The sequence below is a fragment of the Dellaglioa sp. CoH-56-MRSF-13 genome, assembly GCF_056782095.1.
On sequence record NZ_JBXAYC010000005.1, the window covers coordinates 39,900 to 63,542 of the forward strand.

23 protein-coding genes are annotated in these 23,643 nt (G+C 35.2%); 18 read left to right on the forward strand and 5 right to left on the reverse strand.

The annotated features are described in order from the left end of the window. Positions 1 to 14: 14 nt before the first annotated feature. Both AC1RP1_RS06115 and AC1RP1_RS06120 read left to right on the forward strand, forming a co-directional pair. Positions 15 to 911, forward strand: a complete 897-nt coding sequence (locus tag AC1RP1_RS06115; protein WP_481761806.1) for an ABC transporter ATP-binding protein — start codon at positions 15 to 17, stop codon at positions 909 to 911. Continuing rightward, positions 911 to 1,681 (forward strand): ABC transporter permease, encoded by a 771-nt coding sequence (locus AC1RP1_RS06120; protein WP_481761770.1) that lies wholly within the window; start codon positions 911 to 913, stop codon positions 1,679 to 1,681. The genes AC1RP1_RS06115 and AC1RP1_RS06120 overlap by 1 nt, the downstream gene beginning before the upstream one ends. Positions 1,682 to 1,759: 78 nt before the next feature. Here AC1RP1_RS06120 and AC1RP1_RS06125 read toward each other — a convergent pair whose 3' ends face one another. Both AC1RP1_RS06125 and AC1RP1_RS06130 read right to left on the reverse strand, forming a co-directional pair. Continuing rightward, positions 1,760 to 2,443 (reverse strand): metallophosphoesterase, encoded by a 684-nt coding sequence (locus tag AC1RP1_RS06125; RefSeq protein ID WP_481761769.1) that lies wholly within the window; start codon positions 2,441 to 2,443, stop codon positions 1,760 to 1,762. A 254-nt stretch (positions 2,444 to 2,697) separates the two neighbouring features. Continuing rightward, positions 2,698 to 3,705 (reverse strand): DUF1002 domain-containing protein, encoded by a 1,008-nt coding sequence (locus tag AC1RP1_RS06130; protein WP_481761768.1) that lies wholly within the window; start codon positions 3,703 to 3,705, stop codon positions 2,698 to 2,700. A gap of 225 nt (positions 3,706 to 3,930) precedes the next feature. Between AC1RP1_RS06130 and AC1RP1_RS06135 the strand changes: the two genes are divergently transcribed. From AC1RP1_RS06135 to AC1RP1_RS06145, 3 genes are all read left to right on the forward strand, one after another. Beyond that, positions 3,931 to 5,040, forward strand: a complete 1,110-nt coding sequence (locus AC1RP1_RS06135) for an NADH-dependent flavin oxidoreductase (protein WP_481761767.1) — start codon at positions 3,931 to 3,933, stop codon at positions 5,038 to 5,040. A 154-nt stretch (positions 5,041 to 5,194) separates the two neighbouring features. Further along, positions 5,195 to 5,425 carry a helix-turn-helix domain-containing protein gene (locus AC1RP1_RS06140; protein ID WP_481761766.1) on the forward strand — a complete coding sequence of 77 codons (231 nt, stop codon included), beginning with the start codon at positions 5,195 to 5,197 and terminating at the stop codon, positions 5,423 to 5,425. After that, a complete protein-coding gene (locus tag AC1RP1_RS06145) occupies positions 5,403 to 5,606 on the forward strand; it encodes a hypothetical protein (RefSeq protein WP_481761765.1) in 204 nt (67 codons plus the stop codon). Before AC1RP1_RS06140 ends, AC1RP1_RS06145 begins: the two co-directional genes overlap by 23 nt. Before the next feature lie 56 nt (positions 5,607 to 5,662). Here the strand turns inward: AC1RP1_RS06145 and AC1RP1_RS06150 are convergent, their stop codons facing one another. Continuing rightward, positions 5,663 to 6,118 (reverse strand): MerR family transcriptional regulator, encoded by a 456-nt coding sequence (locus AC1RP1_RS06150; RefSeq protein WP_481761805.1) that lies wholly within the window; start codon positions 6,116 to 6,118, stop codon positions 5,663 to 5,665. 172 nt (positions 6,119 to 6,290) lie between these two features. On the opposite strand from AC1RP1_RS06150, the gene AC1RP1_RS06155 reads away from it, so the two are divergent. The 6 genes from AC1RP1_RS06155 to AC1RP1_RS06180 all read left to right on the forward strand — a co-directional run bounded on the left by AC1RP1_RS06155 (position 6,291) and on the right by AC1RP1_RS06180 (position 15,105). Further along, the gene (locus AC1RP1_RS06155; protein ID WP_481761764.1) at positions 6,291 to 7,751 is read left to right on the forward strand and encodes an MDR family MFS transporter; all 1,461 of its coding nucleotides are present in this window, start codon (positions 6,291 to 6,293) and stop codon (positions 7,749 to 7,751) included. Beyond that, the gene (locus tag AC1RP1_RS06160) at positions 7,751 to 8,503 is read left to right on the forward strand and encodes a DUF4811 domain-containing protein (protein WP_481761763.1); all 753 of its coding nucleotides are present in this window, start codon (positions 7,751 to 7,753) and stop codon (positions 8,501 to 8,503) included. Before AC1RP1_RS06155 ends, AC1RP1_RS06160 begins: the two co-directional genes overlap by 1 nt. A gap of 131 nt (positions 8,504 to 8,634) precedes the next feature. Further along, a complete protein-coding gene (locus AC1RP1_RS06165; RefSeq protein ID WP_481761762.1) occupies positions 8,635 to 9,564 on the forward strand; it encodes an alpha/beta hydrolase in 930 nt (309 codons plus the stop codon). Between the two features lie 137 nt (positions 9,565 to 9,701). After that, on the forward strand, positions 9,702 to 12,125 hold the full coding sequence (locus AC1RP1_RS06170; protein ID WP_481761761.1) for a hypothetical protein: 2,424 nt from the start codon (positions 9,702 to 9,704) through the stop codon (positions 12,123 to 12,125). Between the two features lie 51 nt (positions 12,126 to 12,176). After that, positions 12,177 to 14,276 (forward strand): L-type lectin-domain containing protein, encoded by a 2,100-nt coding sequence (locus tag AC1RP1_RS06175; protein WP_481761760.1) that lies wholly within the window; start codon positions 12,177 to 12,179, stop codon positions 14,274 to 14,276. Between the two features lie 115 nt (positions 14,277 to 14,391). After that, on the forward strand, positions 14,392 to 15,105 hold the full coding sequence (locus tag AC1RP1_RS06180; protein ID WP_481761759.1) for a hypothetical protein: 714 nt from the start codon (positions 14,392 to 14,394) through the stop codon (positions 15,103 to 15,105). A 35-nt stretch (positions 15,106 to 15,140) separates the two neighbouring features. Here the strand turns inward: AC1RP1_RS06180 and AC1RP1_RS06185 are convergent, their stop codons facing one another. After that, entirely contained in the window at positions 15,141 to 15,974 is an 834-nt protein-coding gene (locus tag AC1RP1_RS06185) for an undecaprenyl-diphosphate phosphatase (protein ID WP_481761758.1), read from the reverse strand. A gap of 140 nt (positions 15,975 to 16,114) precedes the next feature. Next, positions 16,115 to 17,554, reverse strand: a complete 1,440-nt coding sequence (locus AC1RP1_RS06190; RefSeq protein ID WP_481761757.1) for an amino acid permease — start codon at positions 17,552 to 17,554, stop codon at positions 16,115 to 16,117. Between the two features lie 256 nt (positions 17,555 to 17,810). Between AC1RP1_RS06190 and AC1RP1_RS06195 the strand changes: the two genes are divergently transcribed. The 7 genes from AC1RP1_RS06195 (at position 17,811) to AC1RP1_RS06225 (ending at position 23,559) form a co-directional block, all read left to right on the forward strand. Next, the gene (locus AC1RP1_RS06195) at positions 17,811 to 19,367 is read left to right on the forward strand and encodes a hypothetical protein (RefSeq protein ID WP_481761756.1); all 1,557 of its coding nucleotides are present in this window, start codon (positions 17,811 to 17,813) and stop codon (positions 19,365 to 19,367) included. A 203-nt stretch (positions 19,368 to 19,570) separates the two neighbouring features. Next, positions 19,571 to 20,200: a WxL domain-containing protein gene (locus AC1RP1_RS06200; RefSeq protein ID WP_481762650.1), complete on the forward strand. Its 630-nt coding sequence runs from the start codon at positions 19,571 to 19,573 to the stop codon at positions 20,198 to 20,200. Positions 20,201 to 20,249: 49 nt separating this feature from the next. Further along, positions 20,250 to 20,966 carry a WxL domain-containing protein gene (locus tag AC1RP1_RS06205; RefSeq protein ID WP_481761754.1) on the forward strand — a complete coding sequence of 239 codons (717 nt, stop codon included), beginning with the start codon at positions 20,250 to 20,252 and terminating at the stop codon, positions 20,964 to 20,966. Positions 20,967 to 20,996: 30 nt separating this feature from the next. Then, the gene (locus tag AC1RP1_RS06210) at positions 20,997 to 21,674 is read left to right on the forward strand and encodes a WxL domain-containing protein (RefSeq protein ID WP_481761753.1); all 678 of its coding nucleotides are present in this window, start codon (positions 20,997 to 20,999) and stop codon (positions 21,672 to 21,674) included. Between the two features lie 41 nt (positions 21,675 to 21,715). Then, a complete protein-coding gene (locus AC1RP1_RS06215) occupies positions 21,716 to 22,387 on the forward strand; it encodes a WxL domain-containing protein (protein WP_481761752.1) in 672 nt (223 codons plus the stop codon). A 93-nt stretch (positions 22,388 to 22,480) separates the two neighbouring features. Next, positions 22,481 to 22,822: an LPXTG cell wall anchor domain-containing protein gene (locus AC1RP1_RS06220; protein ID WP_481761751.1), complete on the forward strand. Its 342-nt coding sequence runs from the start codon at positions 22,481 to 22,483 to the stop codon at positions 22,820 to 22,822. Between the two features lie 134 nt (positions 22,823 to 22,956). Further along, a complete protein-coding gene (locus tag AC1RP1_RS06225) occupies positions 22,957 to 23,559 on the forward strand; it encodes a pentapeptide repeat-containing protein (RefSeq protein ID WP_481761750.1) in 603 nt (200 codons plus the stop codon). Positions 23,560 to 23,643: the final 84 nt, after the last annotated feature.

Below are 23,643 nucleotides of genomic sequence, written 5' to 3' on the forward strand. Positions count from 1 at the left end.
TCAATTTGAAAGAAATGTTAACAATAAACAATTTAACTAAAAGTTTCGGTAAAAAGGTAGTCCTCAAAGGTATTAATTTTACAATCGCAGAAGGTGAGATTGTTGGGCTTGTTGGTGCTAATGGCGCTGGTAAAACAACCATCATGAAATCAATTCTTGGATTATCAAATTACCAAACTGGAGAAATAACAATTGACGGTAAAATTGTATCAACAACTAGCCATCAAGGGTTAGAAGAAGTTGGTGCCTTAATTGAATATCCTGGTATCTATCCATTTTTAAGTGGCTATGATCATTTAAAATTATTCTCTGAAATCAATACCAAAGAAGAATTAGATGAAATTGTTGCTGATTTGCATATGACAGATTACATTAATCGTAAAGCTAAATCATATTCATTAGGAATGAAGCAAAAATTAGGAATTGCATTAGCTTTATTAAATAGACCAAGATTAATTATTTTAGATGAACCTATGAACGGATTAGATCCTCAAGCAACACGTGATGTCCGCGAACTTGTTTTAAAGTTATCTAAACGCGGGACAGCGTTCTTGATTTCAAGTCATATTTTAGGTGAATTAGAGAAAATTGTTGATCACTTTATTATTTTAAATGAAGGTAAAATAATGAAAGCAATGTCTACTACTGAATTAAGTGATAGTAGTAAGCGATATGTTTTACTAGAGACGACGTCAAACGAGCAAGCTAAAGTTCTTTTAAAGGCCGCTAATTATGAATTGGCAGTTGATCAAACAGTTAAAGTAAAGGTAGACGAACAAGATACTTTAGCAAATATTATCCAAGTGCTCTACGATAATAAAATTCAAATAAATGATGTACGTCATCAAGAACATGATATGGAAGAATCACTATTGAATTTATTAGATAGTAATGACGGAGGTAAGGCTTAATGTTAACTTTAGTTAAACAAGAATTATTTAAGTTAGGTAAAAAGAAATCTACAGCGATTATATCAGCGATATTACTTGTTTTTATTTTTGGGGTAGCACTTTTAACAAAAATATATAGTTCGATTTTCGATCCAGCAAGCATGGTACAAAGTGGATTTGGATCTATTCAATTAATTATTTTCATTTTAATTGCGTCAGCAAGTGTTATTATTGCTATGGAAACACAGTTTGGTACAATTAAGGATTTGCTTTATCGGAAATATTCACGTGGAGCTGTTTTAGCTAGTAAATGGCTTACAATATTAATCTATTCGATTTATTTGAATGTTTTAATATTCGTGGCTTCAATTATAGCTAAATTAGTGCTTTTACCAATGGTATCCTTGTCAGATAAAATAGATAACCAAACGATTGTTATGTCTTTAATAACAACGTTAGTGGGGAATTTTATTAGTACCTGGTTGATTTTAAGTTTGGTATTATTATTGGCTAGTATCTTTAGTAGTTCAGGTGCTTCGATTGCAGCTGGTATTGTTTTTTATTTCTTAACATCTATTTTATCAGGAATCCAAATGTTAGCTATTGCTAAATGGGATTGGATTAAATGGAATCCACTTAATATGATGAATTTAAGTAATCAGTGGGCAGACGGACAGGAGTTTGAAAAACTAACTCAATTAACGAATAACGAATTGATTATAGGTAATCTAGCTTATACGGCACTATTTTTATTTTTAGGTTATTTTGTTTTCAAACGTAAAAATGTTTAAAAAAAGTGTATCGTCAATTAATTTTTGACGATACACTTTTTTTGTCCAATAATTATGAGTAGCTTAAAATGACTATTACTAAAGATACAAGTCAAATACTGCAATCTGTGGAGGTACTAGGAATCGAGCTGAGATTCGAGATGTTCCAATACCACTATTAACATATAATTTTGTATTGTTCTTTAGTGTATAAAGGCCACTAGAGTAGCCACCATCTCCGTCATGATCAGATAATAATCCTTTATTAGTGAAAGGAATACGAATTTGGCCACCATGTGTGTGACCACTTAAAATTAAATCGACGGTATTAAATGAACCATTTGACAAACTAGGTTCATGAGCCATTAAAATATGGTACGTTGAATTGGATTTATCAGGAGCTACTGTCGTTTGGACATCGGGGATACCTAATTGAGAGTCATCTACACCACCCAACCAAATGGATGAATTTCCACCTACATTGATAGTCGTTGAACTATTTTTAAGGACAGTAAAACCACCTTGATTCATTACAGTAGTGTAAACTCTGGCTGCACCGCCACCGTAATCTTTATTTCCATATACTGCGTATTTTCCATAGGTTGATTTAATTTCACTTAGTTTTTGAACAATAGCTGTTACGGGATGGTATTGATTGTAATTGCTGAATAAATCACCTGTAAATAAGACCAAATCTGGTTTTTCTTGATTGATTTTATTAACAATTTTTCCGAAATTTTCAGGTGTATAATCATCTGCTATTTCGACATCACTAATTTGCACAATTTTAAGTTTCTTTTTAGTAGTATCTGCCTTATTTAAAGCAATATTTTTAACGACAACGCGGTAAGGCTCTATTTTAAATGCGTAAAAGGTACATGCGGCACTTACTATTAATAGGATGAAAATGACACTTAATATTTTTTTCTTCGTGATAGTATCATGCCTCCGTTTGATTAGTTAACTAAAAAAACCTACAGTAAGATTTTTAGTCTAAAACTGTAAGTTCTTCTTAAAACCTATATGGTTAGTTTTATTTATGAAATCCAAGAACTAATAGCTGACCAGATAGCGTTAAAAAATGAAACAATTGCGTCCCAAATTTTTTGTAGGAAGTTTCGATTTTCAGCTGTGTCTAATTTGCTGAAAATATCTTTAGCACCATCTTGAATATTTGTTGCAACTTTACTTGCTTGTGATTTGAAATTTGATGAATCTAAAGCACCTGAATCACGAATCTTGATTAACACGGCAATAATATCTTGTTTTTGATTATCAGTAATGACATTTGTTAAGTTATTATTTGTGATTTGGTTATTTACAATAGTAGTAATTTGATTATTTGTAATAGAACTACCTTCTTTAGCCATATCATTTTTAGCACCGGCTACAGCGTTATTCAATTGTGAATCAGTATACCCATCTTTGCTTTTATTGGCTTGTGTAATGTCACTTAAAGTCGACATTTCATTTTGTGCGGCAGTGACTTGTTTTGTATTTAGAGCGTCCCCGTTTGTAGCGAAGGCTGCATAAACACCAGCTAAAGCACCTGATCCATCTATTGGTGTAGCAGAAGTGACATAGATATTGGCATCAGTTACACCAGCTGTTAATGCGGCGTTTTTATATTGGTTTTCTGTAATTGTGGTGATGTTATTTTTACCATTGTAGTCTAAAATTTCAACGTTGATACCAGAACCACTGCTCGTTTTTTGAACCATAGCAGATGACCAGACACCTGAAGTTGATGTAAATGAGCCACCAGAACTATTGAGATATTTAACTAAAGTTGCGCCATTTACGGGTAATGTCGAATATGAAGAACTACCGTTTAAGCTAGCTGTTAAAGTTGAAAGTGTTCCTGATTTTTGTGAATCTGTTAAACTTGTTCCTAATGTGACAACTGGATTTGACCAGTCAGTTGTTGTGCCCGATGTTGATGAAGCTGAGCTTGAATCATTAGTTGCAGCAGAGGCAACAGATCCTAGACTCAAGACAGCTAATGTTGTAAGAGTTACTGTATAAATTAATTGTCTGAATTTCATAATGGTTTGCTCCTTAAATAGCATGTATTTTAATTTTATTATACCTATCTGATGAAGGAATCATAATAATTGAGTTTGAATAATAGAAAAAATTAAGATTTATCATCATTGAGAGATTTCTTTGTAAGTGAGACAATGAGCGCATCATTTAATCTAGCAACATAATTTTGAGTAGTATGGTATGACTAATTTAAATAAAACTAACGACTGAATGGGAGAATAACGATGACAAAAAAGATGACGGATACCTTTAGATTCAGGCGGGGATTGGAATTGAAAAATAGAATCTTAATGGCGCCAATGACCGTTAAGATGAGCTACTATGATGAAGTTGTTACACATGATGAATCAGATTATTATGCACTACATTCAGGCGAAGTTGGGGCTGTTATTACGGCAGCTACCAGTGTCCAAGCAAATGGAAAAGGTTGGGAAGGCTCACTTGCCATCTATGATGATAAGTTTATTCCCGGGCTAACGAGATTGGCATCGGCAATCAAAAAGAATGGGACTAAAGCTATTTTACAAATTTTCCATGCGGGTCGTATGACAAATTCAACGGTACTTAGAGGACAATTACCAGTTTCAGCCAGTGCTGTTGCGGCAGAAAGACCAGACGCAGAAATTCCTAAAGCATTGTCAGAAACTGAAATTTTAGAGTTGATTGAATCCTTTAAATCAGCAACAAAACGAGCAATTAAAGCGGGATTTGATGGCGTTGAACTGCATGGTGCGAATACGTATTTACTACAACAATTTTTTTCACCACACTCAAATAGACGTCATGATGCTTGGGGTGGCACGCTTGATAAGCGATTTAAATTCATTAATGATGTAGTTGATGGTGTTATTGAGAGTGTTGATCAATCAGGTGTAAAAGATTTTATTGTTGGTTACCGCTTTTCGCCTGAAGAATATGAAAAGCCAGGTATTAGTATGGAAGATTCAATGATTTTGATTGATAAACTTGCTGATAAAAAATTAGATTATCTACATATCTCATTAGGTAAGTATAATAGTGTTTCGAGAAATATAAATTTCAATGAAAAATCAAGAATGGATTATGTCCAAGAAAAGATAAATGGTCGTGTTCCATTAATCGGGGTAGGAGATGTTCGGACTCGGGAAGATGTTAATGGTGTTTTGGCTAACGCTGATTTAGTAGCCGTTGGTCGTTCACTCTTAATTGATCCTAAGTGGACATCAAAGTTATTGAATGGACAAGAAGAAACTATAAAAAGAACCTTAGCTAAAAATGATCGGGAAAAATTAATGGTTAGCGATGGTGCTGTTGAATTTTTAAAAGATATGATGCCTGAGCGGTTAGTTGATTAAAAAACAAAACTAAATCTAGACAAATAGTGTGTTGCAAATTTAATTTGCCGCATGCTATTTTTAGTTGCGGCCCTTTCAACTAGCGGTTGCCTGTTGCACCCCTTGCTGTATGCTAATATTTGAGATGTTAAATAGAGGAAAGAAGGTTATAGGGATGAAAATTATATTTGCGGAACAACTCGTTAAAATACGTAAAGAGAAAAAAATGTCACAAGAAGAATTGGCAAATCAATTGTTTGTATCAAGACAAGCTGTATCAAAATGGGAAACAGGAGAAGCTGAACCTGATTTGGGAAAAATTGAATCGGTAGCCAAAATTTTAGACGTCCCTGTAGAAATATTACTTTTTGGTGGCGATGCCAGTGAAAAAAACGTCAGAGTTTAAAACTAGAATTAAACGATTTATAGAAGAAGATGAATCAGATAAAGATTGGCACGAAAATCATAGATGGCGTGAGTGGCAATATAAACCGATTAATAATGGGTGGGAATTCCTAGCTCGCTATTACTGGATTATTTTTGCACTCATTGGCATGATTGCATGGGGGATTATGGGTCTAAAATAGATATGATAATAAAGAAGCTTTCAATACTTGTCTACAAACAAGTATTGAAAGCTTCTTTATTTTACCGGAACAACTTTTATTTCAGTTGAGTCATCATGAATGACAATGTATAACGTTTGAGTTTCTTCTTTATCAAAGAAACCGAGATTAATACAGGGTAAACCATCGATTTCTTCCACGCCAACGAAACGATCCGTAAATATCTGACGAACCATTTTACCCATTTCTTTATGGGCATTTGCTTTAGCGGCAGCTGTTTTAAGTGTAAATCCAGAGTCTAAGTAAGATTTAATTAATCGAATAATTGATAAGGTATGGTAAGAATATTTTCTATTCTGATTTTTATTAGTATTAATAGAATCAATAAAGCCTTTTTGTTCCCAATAACGAATTTGACTCTGAGTGAGCCCAGTTGTTTCGGCAATTTCACCGATTCCGATTGAAAATGTATCATTCTTCATAATAACGGCCATTCTTTTTGCATAATCTTTAATGTTTGCAATATCGTCCATATCTGCCAAACGAATATACCTCCTAAATAAAAATTTATCTAACAATCTCATTGTGATGTTTACTATACTGATTATATATATATTAAAACGTTTGTCAACTTACTTGACATTAAAGCGAGATAGTCTTATATTAGTCTTCGAAGATAAATTAAAGAAAAAGAAGGTTTTAAGTATGGATGGATTAGATGCAAAGGGTAAACCATATAATCGCCCCATGCTAATTGCAATTTTATTAGTAGGGACATTTTGTACGGTTTTGAATCAAACAATTTTAGCAACTGCATTTCCAACATTAATGGATGAATTTGACGTAACAACGTCAACTGTTCAATGGTTAACAACAGGATTTATGTTAGTCAACGGGATTTTAATTCCAGTTAGTGCATGGTTAAGTAGTCGTGTAAATACCAAATGGTTATACATAGGTGCTATTGGTATCTTTGAATTAGGAACAGTTTTAGCATTTATCGCACCTAATTTTGGGGTATTGTTAACAGCTCGCTTAGTTCAAGCAGTCGGTGTTGGGGTAACAATGCCTTTATTACAAACGATTATGCTTTCAATTTTCCCACCCGAAAAACGTGGTGCTTCAATGGGACTTGCCGGTTTAGTTATCGGACTAGCTCCTGCAATTGGACCTACACTTTCAGGTTGGGTTATTGATAATGCTTCATGGCGTGATCTTTTTGGTATGATTATTCCATTAGTAGGAATTGTTTTTGTGGCTTCTTTCTGGTTTATGAAACCGGTCATCAAAACACACAAATCTAAAATTGATGTCTTATCATTGATTTTATCAACAATTGGATTTGGTGGCTTACTTTATGGATTCTCAACAGTTGGAGATAACGGCTGGGGAAGTACCTCAGTACTTAGTTTCCTTGTTGTGGGTGTTATTTTTATTGGTTTATTCATATGGCGTCAATTAACAATGGAAAATCCTTTCTTGGAATTACGTGTTTTTGCTTCCCAAGAATACACAATTGCAGCCGTTTTAAGTTCAATTGTTAACATGGCTATGATCGGTGTTGAAATGATTCTACCAATGTATCTCCAAATTGTACGTGGAGATAGCGCATTTGAGTCAGGATTAACCTTATTGGCTGGTGCTTTAATGATGGGGATTATGAGTCCGATAACGGGACGATTATTCGATATTTATGGTGCTAAGAAATTGGCAACTGGTGGTATGTTCTTATTAACACTTGGTACAATTCCATTCGTTTTCTTAACAAAAGATACGCCAACTTTATACATCACAATTATGTATGCAGTTCGTATGTTTGGGATTTCAATGGTTATGATGCCAACAACAACATCAGGGATGAATGCATTACCAGCTAACTTGATGGGTCATGGAACGGCTGTTAATAATACAGCTCGTCAAATCGCAAGTTCAATCGTAACAGCGGTTATGATTTCCGTTCTAACAAATGTAACAACAGCTGCATTACCAGCTAAATCAATGCTTAAATCGGCACCATTAGATTACAAAACAAAAGCTATTGATGCGACATTAAGTGGTTATCATGCTGCCTTTATCATCGCAGTCGTTTTCTGTGTGGTTGGGCTCGGATTTTCATTCTTCTTAAAATCAAAACAACAAGTTTTAAAAAATGGAGGTAATAAATAATGATTATTTTATTATTAATTCTTTCAATTATTTTATTCTTCCTTACGTGGAACCTCATCCGTAATAATGTACTGAGCTACATTTTAGGTGGCATTTTTGCACTTTGTATTATTCTTACAGGTGGCTTAATTGTTGCTAACTACAGTGCACATTATGGAATGGAAAAAGTAACGACAACTAAGACAGAACAATTAGCTTCTAGTTCTAAAGAGATGGACATGTTACTATATCAGCCTATCGGTACAGATGGATCTGAAAAAGTCGTTATTTATAAAAATACGGCATCACAAAAGAAAACAAAGGCAACTAAGACAGACGATACAACTAGCAAGATTGTTGAAAATGCTAAGAGTAACAAATTAGTTACTAAAGAAACCCGTTGGACTTATAAAGGTAATGGGTATCGATTAATGTTTGGTATCGCTAATAACGATAAAACTTTAGTAAAACGTACGCATACATTCTACGTTAAAAAGAGTTGGACAACATTAACGGTTAAGCAAGCTAAGGCCATGCCTAAAATTGCTAAAGTAGAAGCAGCTAAAATGAATACAAAGGCAGGAAAAGCTAAACTTGCTGCGGATGGTGCTACTTTTGTTAAAGCAGCTGTCACAAATGCTATGATGAAAGATGCATCAATCTCGAAAGCTGATCAAGCTAAGATTGCAGAACAAGCAACAACAATTTTCAAGGCACAAACAAAAGCAAAAGTAATGCAAAACGTATTAAAAGAAGTTAAAGAAATTAAATAAACCGTTATTTATTTAGTAACCACACTAGTTTATCCAACTAATGTGGTTATTTTTTTAAATTAAAACGTGAATTATAAAATAAACAATGCTATAATACGTTAATGGCATAAACGATAAAGGAGTTTCTTTGAATGAAAAAGAAAATTATAATTTGGATTGTCAGTATTTTAGTGTTATTAGCGGTTGCAATTACAGGGGGTAGTTTCTATCTCTATCACTATGCCATTCAAAATACAGAAAAAACATTAACGGGAACATCAAAAGGAACACCAAAGCGAACAATTGAAGCAAAAAAATGGTTGGCCAGTACTAAAAAAGAAAACTGGACAGAAACATCAGCAGGTGAAAATTTAAAATTAGTTGCTGACTATGTACCGGCGGCAACTAAATCTTTAAAAACAGTTGTTGTGGCACATGGTTACATGGAAAATAAAGAAAGTATGGCTTCATATATAAAATTATTTCATGATAATGGCTATAACGTTTTAGCGCCAGATGATCGAGGCCAAGGTAAAAGTCAGGGCGATTATATTGGTTTCGGATGGAAAGATCGCTTAGATTACATTAAATGGACCAAAAAATTAATTGCCGAAAAGGGAACAGATCAAAAGATTGGCTTGTTTGGAGTTAGCATGGGTGGTGCTACTGTCATGATGATGAGTGGTGAAAAGTTACCAACTCAAGTTAAAGCAATTGTTGAAGATTGTGGTTATACAAATGTTGAAGATTTGTTAGCTTATCAATTGAAACTCCAATTCAATTTACCAAAAGAACCATTAATAACAACTTCTAGTTGGGTAACTCAGTTACGTGCGGGCTACTCTTTTGCAGAAGCTGACTCTGTTAAACAATTAAAGAAAAATAAATTACCAACATTATTCATTCATGGCGACAAGGATGATTTCGTTCCTAGCGCAATGGTTTATGACAACTACAAAGCCTCAGCAGGTACGAAGGAATTGTGGATTGTGAAGGGCGCAGGTCACGGAAAAGCGTTCAGTAAGGATCCAGAATTATATACTAAAAAAGTCGTTAAGTTTATGAATGATAATTTAGATTAATAATAAAATCATTTATTTTTTAAATAACATCAAAAAGTGTGGGGGTACCCTCTATTTTTGATGTTTTTTTTTGTCTGTATCATGCTATCATATTAGTTATTATAGATGAACTTTGGGGAAAATAGGTGGGGGCCAACATGAAAATTAATAATAAATTAAAATTAACACTACTAACTTTTGGGTTATTCTTTTTAGTTAATGTAACAAGTATCAAGGCAGATGCGGATTATGATTCTGCAAAAGCATCAGCACCTCGAGCAATTTTAATGACAAATTTATTCCAGACGGGTACTGGTGCTGGAGTAGTAGCAACTAGTGGTATGGTCGAATTAACCGATACCAATAAAGATCCTAATTCGACTAATCTGGCTGCTAAAACGATGGTTAAAATTACGGATGCTAAGAATCAAAAAGCAGCAATTTGGTCAACAGACGAAAATTCATTTGATATTAATACAAGTAGTAAAGCTTCTATGTGGATTTATTTTGGTAGCAAAACGAATACTGCTGGGGATGGGATGGCACTTGTTTTTCAAAATGATGCAAAAGGAAATGCTGCTATTGCAACTAAAGCAGGTGAAACGTTAGGTGTTTGGGGAGACGATTCAGTGGGTACGGGATCCCCCAATAATACTGCTAGAGGCGCTATTCAAAATAGTTGGGCGCTAGAATTTGATACTCATTTGAATAATGGTAATAGTTCAGGAAACGGATTTGATTTAGATCCTAGTTTAGCACCTAACCATATTGGTAGTGGGTATCCAGCTGTTGAGGCAACATACACGGATAATCATACAATCTCTTCTTCAGTTAAACTAAATCATTTAGGCCTTATTAATTATAATGGGTTCTTATCAAATCGGGCATGGCATCATGTGACAATTGATTATAAATCAGTGAGTGCGAGTGCTGGGTCAATGACATATACGATTGATGATAAAAAACCAATTTCAGGAACAGAAGACTTGGATCCTACTGAAGATACAAGTCAGACAGGGCAGACGGCAAGTGTTCCAATTGATAAATCGAAATTTAATTCTACAACGGGTAAAATCCGTTGGGGATTTACAGGGTCAACGGGTGACTCTTTTGAAAATAACTTAGTTATGTTTGAAACTGTACCAGGTCTTGTTAATGCGACTGCGGTACAAACTATGACGGATATTACACAAAATAACAAGGATGTCTCGGCTAATGGAGAAGTAAAAGCTGGAGATAAAGTAAAATTCAACACTACCGTAACTTACGATAGTGGAAAACAATCGTGGACAGGCATAGGTGGATATTTAAAATACCCGGCTAATAATATAAAATGGACTGGGTATGAAATACCTAACGATTTTGGTACAGGAAAATTTCCTAGTAATATCTATGGAAGTGACCCTGCTGGGTTATCCGGCGCGCAAATACCTGAATTATCTACACCTGGACAAAGTTCACATATTTCATTTATCGGTGAAGTAATGCCAGTTGAAGTGGATACACCAGTGACTGTTTCAGCAGGTCAATTCATCGGAAGCAATGCAATGATTGATTCTAATCCTATTAGCTATACGATTAAAGCATCACCAAAAACAGCCTTAACGATTGATGGCCTTAAAGATATTGATATTAATTATGGAACGGATGCGACGATTAGTGGAACGGTAAAATCTAGTTTAGGTGGAACTTTTGCTAAAGGAACAACGGCCAGTGTGACACTTAATGAGGATACAACACCTATTAAGGGTGATGTCGCAACGGATGGTACATTTAACGTAACGATTCCAAAGGACAAACTAACCACTGGCGAATATTCTTATAATGTTCAAGTAACAGATCCAGATGGTAATACGACGCAAAAATATACACAAAAAATTAATATTAAACCCGTTTTAACTTTAAATGATAATAAAGGAACCGTTGTAGCGCCATATACATTGATTTTCCAAGTAGCTGATAATAGTGCAGCGTTAACAACGTACTATAAAGAAGGAAGTACTGGAACACCTGTTGAATTAGAAAAATATACAAATACTAAACCAGGTTCGACACAAGATCATAGTGTAGCACTAGATACAACTAAGTTTGCCATTGGAACGCACGAGTTAACTATTTATTCGGTTGATTCTGAAGGAAACATTTCTAATAACCAAACAATCTCTGTTGTCGTAGGATTGTTGAGTATTTCATCAGATGATTCAATTAATTTTAATAATAAAATACCAGCGAAAAGAAGTATTTTAAACCGTGCTTCAAGCTATATGCTTAAGTTAGAAACGTCAGCAGCTAAAAACTGGACATTGTCTGTGACTGCAGGACCACTAACTGCAGCAAGTGATAAAAGTACTTTAAAGCATTCAACTATTGGGTTTCGTAATTCAAATCAGGAAAACACGTTACCGCTTTCTCCAACGTATGGTACAATAGTGTCTACAGGAGTAGGTCAAGCAACTACGGTTGAAAAAAGTTGGTCAGCAGATTCTGGAATTGTATTGGATGTTGAACCAAGTGAAATTAAAGTAGCTGAAACCTATAGTTCTGAATTAGATTGGACGCTAACGAATGTACCAAATAATTAATAATAAACTTAATTGTCGGTTAAATTCAAATGTCCGGGGGGAGATAGGATTATGACAATATTACGGCTGAAAGCTGTACTTTTTACAGGTGTGTTAGTGACATTAGGGCTTAGCTCTACAGGTGTTAATGCTGATGATTATTCTAACGCAGTGGCATCGGCACCAGACGCATTAGTATCAAATGGACTTTTGACACCTGGAACAACAGGAACACAAAATAATGCAAAAATTGTAACATTCGATGCTAGTGGTAATGTTGTTTCTGAAACAGCAGATAACGCAGATAAATCAATTATAAAAATTACGGATGCAACTAACCAAGTGGGATCTGCCTGGTCTACAGCAAACAATAAATTTAATCTTAATAAAAATAATAAAATGTCAATGTGGATGTATTTCGGTAATCAGGGTGCTAATTCTGGTGATGGGATGGCTTTTGTTTTACAAAATGATAGCCGTGGTCTCAGTGCTATTTCTGGTGGAGGCGAATCATTAGGTGTTTGGGGTGTTGATAAAGGTGGATCAGAATCTACCGTTGCAGGAACAGCTATTAAAAATTCATGGGCGTTAGAATTTGATACACATAAAAATAGTGAGGCAAGCAAGGGTAACGGATTTGATAATTTAAACACTATCCAAGACAATCATCTGGCAAGCAATTATCCTAATCAAAGGGCTACTTATGAACAAAATGGTTTTTTAAGTAAGTATAATAAATTAACTCATGATGGACTACTTGCTGTCGCTGACTTATCTAATGGAAGATGGTGGCATGTGTCAATTGATTATAAATCAACGTCTACAACTGCCGGCTCAATGACCTATACTATTGGAGATAAAGTCCCCGGTACGGGTGATGTATTAGGTGGTGGTCTTGCAAAGACAGTTCCAATTGATAAAAGTAAATTTGCGAGCACTGATGGTCAAGTGACTTGGGGATTTACGGGCGCAACAGGCGGTAACTGGGAAACAAATTTAGTGATGTTTGAAGAAATATCTGATTTAGTTTCTGTTACGGCGACGCAAAAAGTGACAGATACTACCCAGAACAATAAGGACATTACCGCATCAGGAATTGCTAACAGCGGGGATAAACTTAATCTTCAAACAACTTTGAAATACAATGATGGAAAGCAAGATTGGAAAAAAATCGTTGCTTCGTTAAAAACGCCTAATGCTGTGACGTTAGACAAAGAAGGTATCATTAAATACGCCGATGGAACAACGCAAACATTTGATACAACAACTAAAGATGGTGTCATTACATCAAGTCTAAATAAAAACTTATCAAAAAGTAATGATACAGCAACGATCAGTATGAATGGGACAGCTAAAATTGTTGCTACAGATACCAAAGTAACAAGTCCAATTAGTACATTTAATGGTCAAAATACGATAGTAAGATCTCAGCTAGCTACGTTTACCATTAAGGCATTAAAGCAGAAGATGACACTTTCAGGATTGCTTGATAAAACAATTGATAGTGGTCAGTCGATTAAAGTTACGAGTAACGTTAAAACAGATACACTAATGGAAAATGATAACGTTACGATAACAACGATGCTGAATGGTAAAGCCTTTAGTGATAAATCAATGCTATTCAATAAGTTGGGTAGCATTGACTACGCTGAAGTGCTGCCTGCAGATAAGTTAAACGTTGGAAAAAATACTTATACGGTAAGTGTTGAAGATCAATATGGTAATTCAGTAACGGGTCAAGAAATTATCACTGTTAATGATCCAGGTGTTTTAGAAATAGCATCGGTAACGGGTGCATTAAATTTTGGACAAAGTGATATTCCAATACCCAACGAAGAAACAACCTATAGCCCTGTAGAAGAATTAAGTATACAGGTAGTTGCATCGGTACCAGGTACATGGAATTTAAAGCTGACTGGAACTGATGTTGTTGGAGCCAGCGGCACTGTGCTAAAAGATGCATTAATTTACAAAGAAAAAGCGACAGATATTGGGACACCTTTAAAAGACCATTCGATAGATATTGCGGGTGGGAACTCATCTCCTAACCAGATAACTAAAACGTGGGCAAAAGATACGGGAATTCTATTGCGTGTTAAACCTAGCGAGGTTAGAAGTGAAGAATATGATGCTTCAGTGCAATGGAATTTGAGTAATGTACCAACTAAATAAGTAGTATTAGTGAAAAAGGATAACAAAAGTTATCCTTTTTTTATTTATGTTTTGCAATTATTGCCATCTAGGATATTATGGACTATGTAGAGAGAATACGGAGGATAGATAACTAATGAAAATGACCGTTGAACAATTCATGTCCGCTATTGAGTTAGAGGCGTACACAAAGATTTTTTATACTGCCACACCAGAAGATGTCCAAGCGATTGGTGTACCAGAATTATTCGCTAAGTGTTATGCTGATTTAGAAAACAATGTACGGGATGGTAAGCTTGTAGAAGTTCAATTGATGATTGAATATCCTGAAGGTACCGCAATTTTTACACTTGAAGCAAATATCCTTAATTTACCATACAAATATTATAAAAAGTTACCCAGCTTCTTTAATGAAGTAACAGATGAAGCAGAAGTTAATGTCTATCTGATTGTTGAGTCACCAATTCTGAACGCATCTAAATTAAGAATCGATGAAATTACATCTGTGACTAATTATTTAGAAAACCCCAGTGATCATAATATGACAAGCACAACTATGATTGCTGAAAAGATAGCTTTCCTTGAAAATCCACCTATTATTGAAGAAAAAGAACCAGTTGTCGTTGAAAAGAAAAAGAAAGCTCCAGCTAAGAAAAAACCAGCTGTTAAAAAGAAACCAGCAGTTAAAAAGACGACGGCTACAAAAAAAGCGACAACAAAGAAAAAAACGACAACTGTAAAGGCGGCAGCCAAGAAAAAGCCCGTGGCCAAAAAGGTACCCGCTAAAAAGAAACCGGCTGTAAAGAAAGTAACTACTAAGAAAAAAGCACCAGCCAAGAAAACTAAATAAAAAAACGCCGATATTATCGGCGTTTTTTTGTCTAATTATTTAATGAAGAAATAGTAAACGAGTAGCAAGGCACCTAAAATAATACGGTACCAACCAAATGGTTTGAAATCTTTCGACTTGATGTAACCCATCAAGAATTTGATTGCAACAATTGAAACTAAGAATGCGACTACACAACCAAGTAATAAGACGGCTGTTTGATCACCGGTAAAGCTATAACCATTATGGAAGTATTTAACTAATTTGAGTAGACTGGCACCGAACATAACTGGAATTGATAAGAAAAATGAAAATTCAGCAGCAATGAATCGAGAAGTCCCTAATAAAATGGCACCTAAAATAGTTGCACCAGAACGTGATGTTCCGGGAATTAAAGCAAGAACTTGGAAAACACCGATTAGTAACGCTGTTTTGTAAGTAACTTGATTGAATGATGTAATAGAAGGAACAGCATCGGCTTTTTTGTTTTCAATAATAATGAATAAAACACCATAAATAATTAACATTAAGGCAACAACTGGGAAATTATATAATTTCGCATTTAACCAGTCATCAGCAACTAACCCAATCACAGCAGCTGGAAGTACAGCTACAATGACTTTACTCCATAGAGACCACGTATCTCTTTTTTCTAATTGCGATTTTTTTGGAGAAAAAGGATTTAATTTATGGAAATACAACACACAAACTGCTAGGATAGCGCCCAGTTGGATAACAACGAAGAACATTTCCATGAAAGCAGCATTTTCTTTTAGTTGTAAAAATTCGTCAACTAAAATCATATGTCCCGTTGAACTAATAGGAAGCCATTCTGTAATTCCTTCGACAACTCCCAAAATAATAACTTTTAACATAACAATAATATTCATACAAATAGATTCCTTCCAAAATTTTATTTAACTGCTCTAGTATACCTAATATGAAAATTAAAAACCATAAAATTAAATAAACCTTATGCTTTTAGGCATAAGGTTTATTTGTGAATATAAGATTTTAGTTAAGATTAATTTTATAGGGCTTTTTTGTTACCGCGACGTGCAATTGCAGGGAGGATTAAACCTAATGCAACTAAGACAAGTGGTGTGACAATATTAAGTGTTAATTGGAACAAGTAGTTAGAAGGGCTATCTGAGTAGTTTAATTTAGGAACAACTCCTAGGATACAAGCGAATGCAGTGAATAAGAAACACCAAGCACCAACAATGTAACCAACGACAGGATTCTTAACAAACTTGTAACCGGCTTTGAAATTCTTCAATTGTTTGTTTAATAGCATGTAAGCGAAGAATACCCAGAGATAACGCATAGGCATGACAACCGCATTTAGGTTCAATAACCATTTGTATAATGCGTTCATGTTACCAATCCCGATTGCAGGAATGATAATTAAAATACTAACTAAAACACCAGTCATGGCATAACCATTAACGGGAGTTCCTTTTTTATTAAGTTTTGACAAGCTTTTAGGAATGAAGTTTGGATCAGCATCACCTAAAAGAATTTTTAATGGTGCATCAATTGAGAAAGCAAGCGCTGAAATTTGAGCCATCGCATTGGCAATTGCGTATAGAATCATGAATAAATTACCTACGTGATAGAAACTACCAAGACGTAAGAAACCTTCGTAAGGACCATTTGTGATTAAATCATCAGGGATGTTAGTTCCGTTAAATAAGAATCCCATAGCGAACGAACCTAAAATAGCACAGATGGCAACCATTGCGGCCAATGCTAACATTCCTTTTGGAAATTCTTTAGCTGAGTTTTTTGTTTTATTAACATAGGGAGAAATCTTTTCAGCACCACCAACAGCGAAAACTAACATTGAAATCGTTGTGAAGTAGGCGAAGTTAAAGTTAGGTAGATATGATTTAATGGCACCCATATCAGGTGTTTGAATTTTAGCATGCGTCATGAATGGCGCTGAAACTGCCAACAAGATGAATAATAATGACATAACGAACATTGCTGTTCCGGCAACACTACCAATTCGACTTAAAGTAGCAAGTCCCTTTGAGGCAATCCATAAGAAGAAAATGAAAATGACTAAGCCCATAAGTGAAACGGTCATAGCAGAAGTTTCATTAACGAAATTTCCGTTACCTTTGAATAACCAACTAAAGGCAATTAAAATACCTTGTGGTTTTTGTGCTAGGTAAGGAATATGTACGACCCAATAAGTCCAAGCTGCATAGTAGGCAAGTCTCTTGGTTGAAGTTTCTTTCACCCATGAAGACACACCACCGCTGGCATCTTTAAATGTTGAGCCTAATTGACCAACAATTAAAGTATAAGGAACAAAGTAAAAAATCATGATTAAAATCCAAGATGTAATAACAGTGAGTCCTTGGTTAGCAAAGTTGTTAAAGACATTTGCAAGTCCCCAAACGGAAACGAATGCAATTAAAGCAACGTTATACCAACGTAATGTTTTTTCTGATTCTAGCAAAATAATAGCCTCCATATGGATAAAATATTTTATGATACTGGTGCAGTGATAGCTATGGTTAAGTATAAAGAAAAATGAAATAAAGTACAATCAAATTTTGTGATACATACTATAAGAAGTAAATATAATTATGATTAAAATGTCAAAAAAACACATCTAGGTCGCAAATGTTGAATGTTGTCTACCGAATATAGATGATATTATAACGGTAATTGGTTAACGACATAAACTAAAAAGAGAATCCTGGGGGATTATTATGAAACCAAAAAATAGAATTGTGATAGGTAGTTTGTGTGCGATGATGTTGTTCGGGGGAACAGCGTTGAATGAAACTATATCAGCAAGTGAACAAGAAGAAGCAACTAGTTCAAGTATTGCGACTATAAAAGAGCAAACTTTAGAAAATGTATTAAGTGAATCAACAGAATCAAATAAGGCAGATTCTAGTAGCTCAAGTAGTAGTGTATCTGATGAAAAAATAGATTCAGAAGTTGATACGACAAATGCAACAAGTTCAGAATCAGCGTCGTCTACACTATCTAGTGAAAAACTAGATAGTCAAAAAGACGAAAAGAAACAAGTAGAACAGGCTAAAAAACAAAGTAGCACAACACGTACGTTATTTGATGATTATAAAAATGCAGAGATTGTAGGGATGTTTCTGGGTGGAAGTAAAAAAACGATTAGCATTGACGATGTACTTAGCAAAGAATCAACAATAATGCCTGCAGATGCAGCGTTAGCTGACCTATTTTATAGTCAGGATGATGCGGGTAATGGAAATAGCGTTGATGGCTCAGGAACACCAGAAGGATCACCTGGGTACTATCCTGCCGTATCTTTAGATAACTACGTATTCAATGTGCAAGTAACCAAACCAGATAGTACGGCAACAATTTACGCACCTTTTCATCCAACATCGTATGATCCAATAGAAACACTCATGCAAGCACCAGTTACAATTAAAAATTCTGATCTAGCAATTGGGGAAAATAAAGTTGAGCTTACAGCTACAAGAGTAATAGGTGGGGGAACTAGTTTTCCAACTAAGGGAACTATCATTGTAACCATACCAAATCCTAAGATTAAAGTAGATGCAATTGCAGGCGATAAATTAGACAGTACGACTAATACGGATATCCCAGTAGTTGATGTCGCAAGTACTGAGTACCCAGTGAGCTACACGGTGAATAGTGATCATGCAACGACCTTAACAACTCAAATTACAGATTCTTATGGTGATGTAGCACACACCAGTCAATATAAGGAGGAGTACGATAATAGTAAAACGCTAGGTAAAGATCATACTAATACGATTAAGATGACCGACTTGACGGTTAAACAACATACAATAACCGTCACAACAACGGATGATCAAGGTAATGCGACTGTTAAAAAATTCATCCTTAATGTTAAAAAACCAACTAAAACGTTAAAAATTAATAGCATTAATAATTTAAATTATGGAGATAAAATTAAAATACCAAATGAAAAAACCAATTTAACACCATTAATTGGTCTTAATGTGGACCTTTCAGCTGTGGATGCCGGTAACTGGGTGTTGACTGTAAAATCAACAGGATTAACTGATGATCCAGATGCTTTGGTCTTTAAAAGTGATGCCAATGCTACAGAGCAAATCATTAATGATGCTGGCATAACCGTTTTATCAGGTAATGGTGTAAATGATACAGGAAAGGAGTTTAACGATGATGGAACCGGTATTTTGTTAAAGGCAGATCCATCAAAGCTTAGAGCAACTGCCTATAAAGCAGACTTGAATTGGACATTATCAAGTGTCCCAGTAAAATAACGTCAAAAAATGACACCTAACACGTAAATGTTGGTCGTTTTAAATGAAATAATTTTGGTATTATAATTTTATAGAAAAGAATAACTAAATAAGAATTAAGTAATTATGACTGTCAAAAGAAAACACTTAACCATGAAATATTGACCGTTTTTAGGTCAAATATCGACTATAGTGAGTGTATACGAAAAATGGGGGAAACAATGATGAAAAAAACTTTATTAACAACAGTAATGATTAGTGGTGTGGTATTAGGTTTCGGAACAATAAGTAAGGTATCTGCAGCAGATACTGCTACATCAAAAGATACAACGGCAAGTGCCACGTTTACAGCTGGCGGAATAGATCCAACAGATCCTAATAGTGCATCATTGTCAATTACAAATGTCACAAGTAAAGTTGATTTTGGTAAAGAAGCAATTTCTGCAGCGAATACTACATTAAATTCAAATAGTGGTATTAATGTAAGTGTTAGTGATCTTCGTGGAACATTTGTTGGTTGGAGCGTTAAGGTTAGTGGTACACCATTTATGAGTGTTGTAGATACTGTTGCTGATCCTACAGCTAAATCTGTAGAACTAGAAGGTGCTACATTGTCACTCCCTGATGGTACTGCATCGAATAATATTGGTGACGTACCTGAGGTAACAGCAACAGCTACAGGCAACGTCTTAGATGGTGGTGCAACAATTAGTGCACCTGTTGACAAAGGTGCAGGGGAAACTACAACAAGTTATGCACAAAAGGGTATTAACTTAGGGGTTGTTGGTGGTACAGCACATGCTGCTGCATACTCAACAACATTAACTTGGACATTGACTGACGCTCCTGCTTAATTAGGTTAGAGTCGGGTGAAATATTAAAAAAATTTGGGGGAAATATATTATGAAAAAAAGTTTAACAAGTTCATTATTAGCAACAACAATTTTAGGTGCAGGTTTAGCAGTATCAAGTAACGTAAATGCTGCAGATACTGTCTTACCAGATAGTGCAACAACTGACGGTTCAGTAACATTTACACCAGGTACAGATCCAACAGACCCAGTTGACCCAACAGACCCAGTTGACCCAACAGATCCTGGTGATGGTGGTGGCGGTGAAACAGGACATGCTGGTCCTTTAGCAATTGTATATGCAACAAAGGCTGTAACATTTGGGATTCCAAAAGATGATGGAACTGGTTCTGTTAGCACTACTGTACCTGTTTCAGCAAGTAAACAAGACCTTAAAGGTAGTAACTTTATTTCTCTTCAAGTTGCCGATACTCGAGGAACAGATGCTGGTTGGACATTATCAGTTAAAGCAGATCAATTCAAAAGTACAAAGTCTGGCGAATTAGCTGGAGCTGTCTTAGCTTTAGGTAAAGGTGATAATACCTTAATTGGTACCGGTGCTACACCAACACCTGCATCAGCTGCTGCAGTTGCAGCGGTTACTGATGGTGGAACTGTCTTATCAGCTAAAACAGGCGAAGGTGCTGGTTTAAATGCAGATAAGATTCGTGCAGACAACATGACTTTGACAATTCCTGCAGGTTCAGCTAAAGCTGATACTTATGCAACAACGTTAAACTGGAGTCTTTCAGACGTACCAGCTGTTTAAATTAAATAACAAATTCGGGGGAAATAAATTATGAAAAACGTATTAACAAGTGCATTATTATCAGCAACAATCTTAGGTGCAGGCTTAGCAGTATCAGGTAGCGTAAACGCTGCTGATATGACACCTGCAACAACAACAACTGGTGTTCAATTTAAAGCTGGCGATGAAGGACAAGTTATCCCTCCAGTTGACCCAACAGATCCAACAAAACCAACAGAACCTGGGGATAACGGTAATACTGGTAACAGTGGTAATCTTGCTATTATCTATGCTACTAAAGCAATTAGTTTTGGTACTGAAAATGAAATTACGGCAAATACGGTTAACTTAACGTCTGATACAGATGTTGCAGTTGAAGTTGGTGATGTTCGTGGAACAAATGCTGGTTGGACTTTATCAGTAAGTTCTAAGCAATTAGCTAACGCTGATGAATCAGAAAAACTTGGCGGCGCTGCAATTAGTTTAGGCGCAGGTGCTGTTTCAGTTGGTAATGGTTCTACAGCTAACCATGCAGTGTCATCAGCAATTGCTGATACAACAACTTCTGGGGTTGTTCTTGGTGCTACAGCAGACGCTGGTGCAGGTATTAACGTTGATAACATTAAAAAAGAAAATGTTAAATTAACAATTCCAGCTGGCGTTGCTAAAGCAGATATCGCGTATGCTTCAACGTTAACATGGACTTTATCAGATACACCAGCTGTTTAATTATTTACAATAAAAAAGATAGAATTATGGGGGATTAGATTATGAAAAAAGGTTTAACAAGTGCATTATTAGCAGCAACAATTTTAGGTGCAGGTTTAGCAGTTTCAAGTCATGTAAATGCAGCAACACTTGCTCAAGGTGCATCAACTGATGCTAGTGTTTCGTTTAAGGCTGGCGATGAAGGACAAGTAATCCCTCCAGTTAACCCAACAAACCCAACAGACCCAACAGATCCTGGTGATGGTGGTGGAACTGGTAATAGTGGTAACCTTGCTATTGTCTACGCTACAAAAACAGTAGACTTTGGTTCAGATATTGAAATTCCTACAAAAGCATTGACTGTTAAATCAGCAAAAGATCTTGCTATTGAAGTTGGGGATGTTCGTGGAACAAATGCTGGTTGGGCACTTTCTGTTCAAGCTGACCAATTTAAGAGTGGTAGTGATGAATTAACTGGTGCTGTTCTTTCAACAGGCAAAGGTAAAGTAGTTGTTGCTGAAGCAACAACTGGAACAACTACAGCTGTTTCAAATGCTGTTACAGATTTAACAACAGCTGGCGTTGCTTTAAATGCTGTTAAAGATACTGGTAGTGGTGTTACTGTTGATACACTTGCAGCTGGAGACATTTCATTAACTGTCCCTGCTGGTGTTGCTAAAGCAGAAGCTTACTCAACAAAAATGAACTGGACACTTTCTGACGTACCTGCTTAAATAAGTTGTTTAAAAAGCATTATATGGTGGCAATCACTATATAATGCTTTTTAACAAGAATCTTTAAAGTATTCCTTGGGGGAGGTTAGTCTCATGAAGAAAAAGATTATGATTATAGCAATGTTACTTTTGGGAGTTGTCATGCTGAATACTAATCAAATGGTTAGTGCGGCAACAACCGAAGCCGGTTCTACGAATGTGACTATCGGTTTTAAAGAGAATACCAAAGTGACACAACCAACTAGTGTACCTGAAAGAAAAACGACTGTTAATCCTGAAAAAGACATAAAAGGCTCAGTATCATCTGTAGGTGGTATTTTACCACAGACAAATGAAGAAAAATCTGTGATGGTTGTCTTAGTAGGATTCGTTCTAATATTAGGAGCACTACTATTATTCTTTATTAAAAAGGATAAAAAAGAAAATAAAGGTTAAAGAAAAGATAAATCAGAATAATCTGATTTATCTTTTTTATTATCTTCTAACTAAAAAAGGTCTTAAGTATTTGTGAATAAATATGTTAAAATTTATAAATAGCGTTTTAAGTAAACATTTAGGAGTGAATTATTTTGGATAATCAAGTTGTTGAAGGACAAACCATTTCATTTGATGATATTAGATATGGATTAACTTACCATAATTGTACGATTGAGGCTTCTTTTGAGACAGTACGAGTTGATTCAGTCACTTTTGATCATTGTACCTTTGAACAAACTGACTTTGTGCGTAGCGAATGGTTAGATACTGTAATTGATCATTGTGAGTTTTTGAACGCAGAATTTAATGAAAGTTATTTTTTTAGAACTGAAATTAAAAGCTGTCGGATGATGGGGTGTGACTTTTCTAATCGTACTGTTTTTAAAGAAACGACATTTAGAGATTGTCAGTTAAGCTATTCTAATTTTAGTGTCGCTAATTTCCAAGAAGTTGAATTTAGACGTTGTGATTTAAAAGAAACCAGTTTTCAAGCGGTTGAAATCAAGAAGAAATTAACATTCCCTGAAAGTAATATTGAAGGTTGCGATTTTATTGAGACCAACATGAAGTCTGTGGATTTCTCTGAGAGTGAATTTGAAACAGTTATACTGGATCCTAAGCTGGTTCGTGGATTAACGATTAATGCTTACCAGGCAACAATTTTAGTTGCTTTATTAGGTATTAAATTGAAGTGAGCTTACAATATTGTAAGCTTACTTTTTTATTTAATGATACATTATAGCTGACGAATACTGGTATACCAATTGGCATACAGGATT

What these genes read in the sequence shown, in the direction of transcription:
- AC1RP1_RS06115 (WP_481761806.1), top strand. Translation starts at nt 15, where the DNA reads ATGTTAACAATAAACAATTTAACTAAAAGTTTCGGTAAAAAGGTAGTC.
- AC1RP1_RS06120 (WP_481761770.1), top strand. Translation starts at nt 911, where the DNA reads ATGTTAACTTTAGTTAAACAAGAATTATTTAAGTTAGGTAAAAAGAAA.
- AC1RP1_RS06130 (WP_481761768.1), bottom strand. Translation starts at nt 3,705, where the DNA reads ATGAAATTCAGACAATTAATTTATACAGTAACTCTTACAACATTAGCT.
- AC1RP1_RS06135 (WP_481761767.1), top strand. Translation starts at nt 3,931, where the DNA reads ATGACAAAAAAGATGACGGATACCTTTAGATTCAGGCGGGGATTGGAA.
- AC1RP1_RS06140 (WP_481761766.1), top strand. Translation starts at nt 5,195, where the DNA reads ATGAAAATTATATTTGCGGAACAACTCGTTAAAATACGTAAAGAGAAA.
- AC1RP1_RS06150 (WP_481761805.1), bottom strand. Translation starts at nt 6,118, where the DNA reads ATGGACGATATTGCAAACATTAAAGATTATGCAAAAAGAATGGCCGTT.
- AC1RP1_RS06155 (WP_481761764.1), top strand. Translation starts at nt 6,291, where the DNA reads ATGGATGGATTAGATGCAAAGGGTAAACCATATAATCGCCCCATGCTA.
- AC1RP1_RS06160 (WP_481761763.1), top strand. Translation starts at nt 7,751, where the DNA reads ATGATTATTTTATTATTAATTCTTTCAATTATTTTATTCTTCCTTACG.
- AC1RP1_RS06165 (WP_481761762.1), top strand. Translation starts at nt 8,635, where the DNA reads ATGAAAAAGAAAATTATAATTTGGATTGTCAGTATTTTAGTGTTATTA.
- AC1RP1_RS06170 (WP_481761761.1), top strand. Translation starts at nt 9,702, where the DNA reads ATGAAAATTAATAATAAATTAAAATTAACACTACTAACTTTTGGGTTA.
- AC1RP1_RS06175 (WP_481761760.1), top strand. Translation starts at nt 12,177, where the DNA reads ATGACAATATTACGGCTGAAAGCTGTACTTTTTACAGGTGTGTTAGTG.
- AC1RP1_RS06180 (WP_481761759.1), top strand. Translation starts at nt 14,392, where the DNA reads ATGAAAATGACCGTTGAACAATTCATGTCCGCTATTGAGTTAGAGGCG.
- AC1RP1_RS06185 (WP_481761758.1), bottom strand. Translation starts at nt 15,974, where the DNA reads ATGAATATTATTGTTATGTTAAAAGTTATTATTTTGGGAGTTGTCGAA.
- AC1RP1_RS06195 (WP_481761756.1), top strand. Translation starts at nt 17,811, where the DNA reads ATGAAACCAAAAAATAGAATTGTGATAGGTAGTTTGTGTGCGATGATG.
- AC1RP1_RS06200 (WP_481762650.1), top strand. Translation starts at nt 19,571, where the DNA reads ATGAAAAAAACTTTATTAACAACAGTAATGATTAGTGGTGTGGTATTA.
- AC1RP1_RS06205 (WP_481761754.1), top strand. Translation starts at nt 20,250, where the DNA reads ATGAAAAAAAGTTTAACAAGTTCATTATTAGCAACAACAATTTTAGGT.
- AC1RP1_RS06210 (WP_481761753.1), top strand. Translation starts at nt 20,997, where the DNA reads ATGAAAAACGTATTAACAAGTGCATTATTATCAGCAACAATCTTAGGT.
- AC1RP1_RS06215 (WP_481761752.1), top strand. Translation starts at nt 21,716, where the DNA reads ATGAAAAAAGGTTTAACAAGTGCATTATTAGCAGCAACAATTTTAGGT.
- AC1RP1_RS06220 (WP_481761751.1), top strand. Translation starts at nt 22,481, where the DNA reads ATGAAGAAAAAGATTATGATTATAGCAATGTTACTTTTGGGAGTTGTC.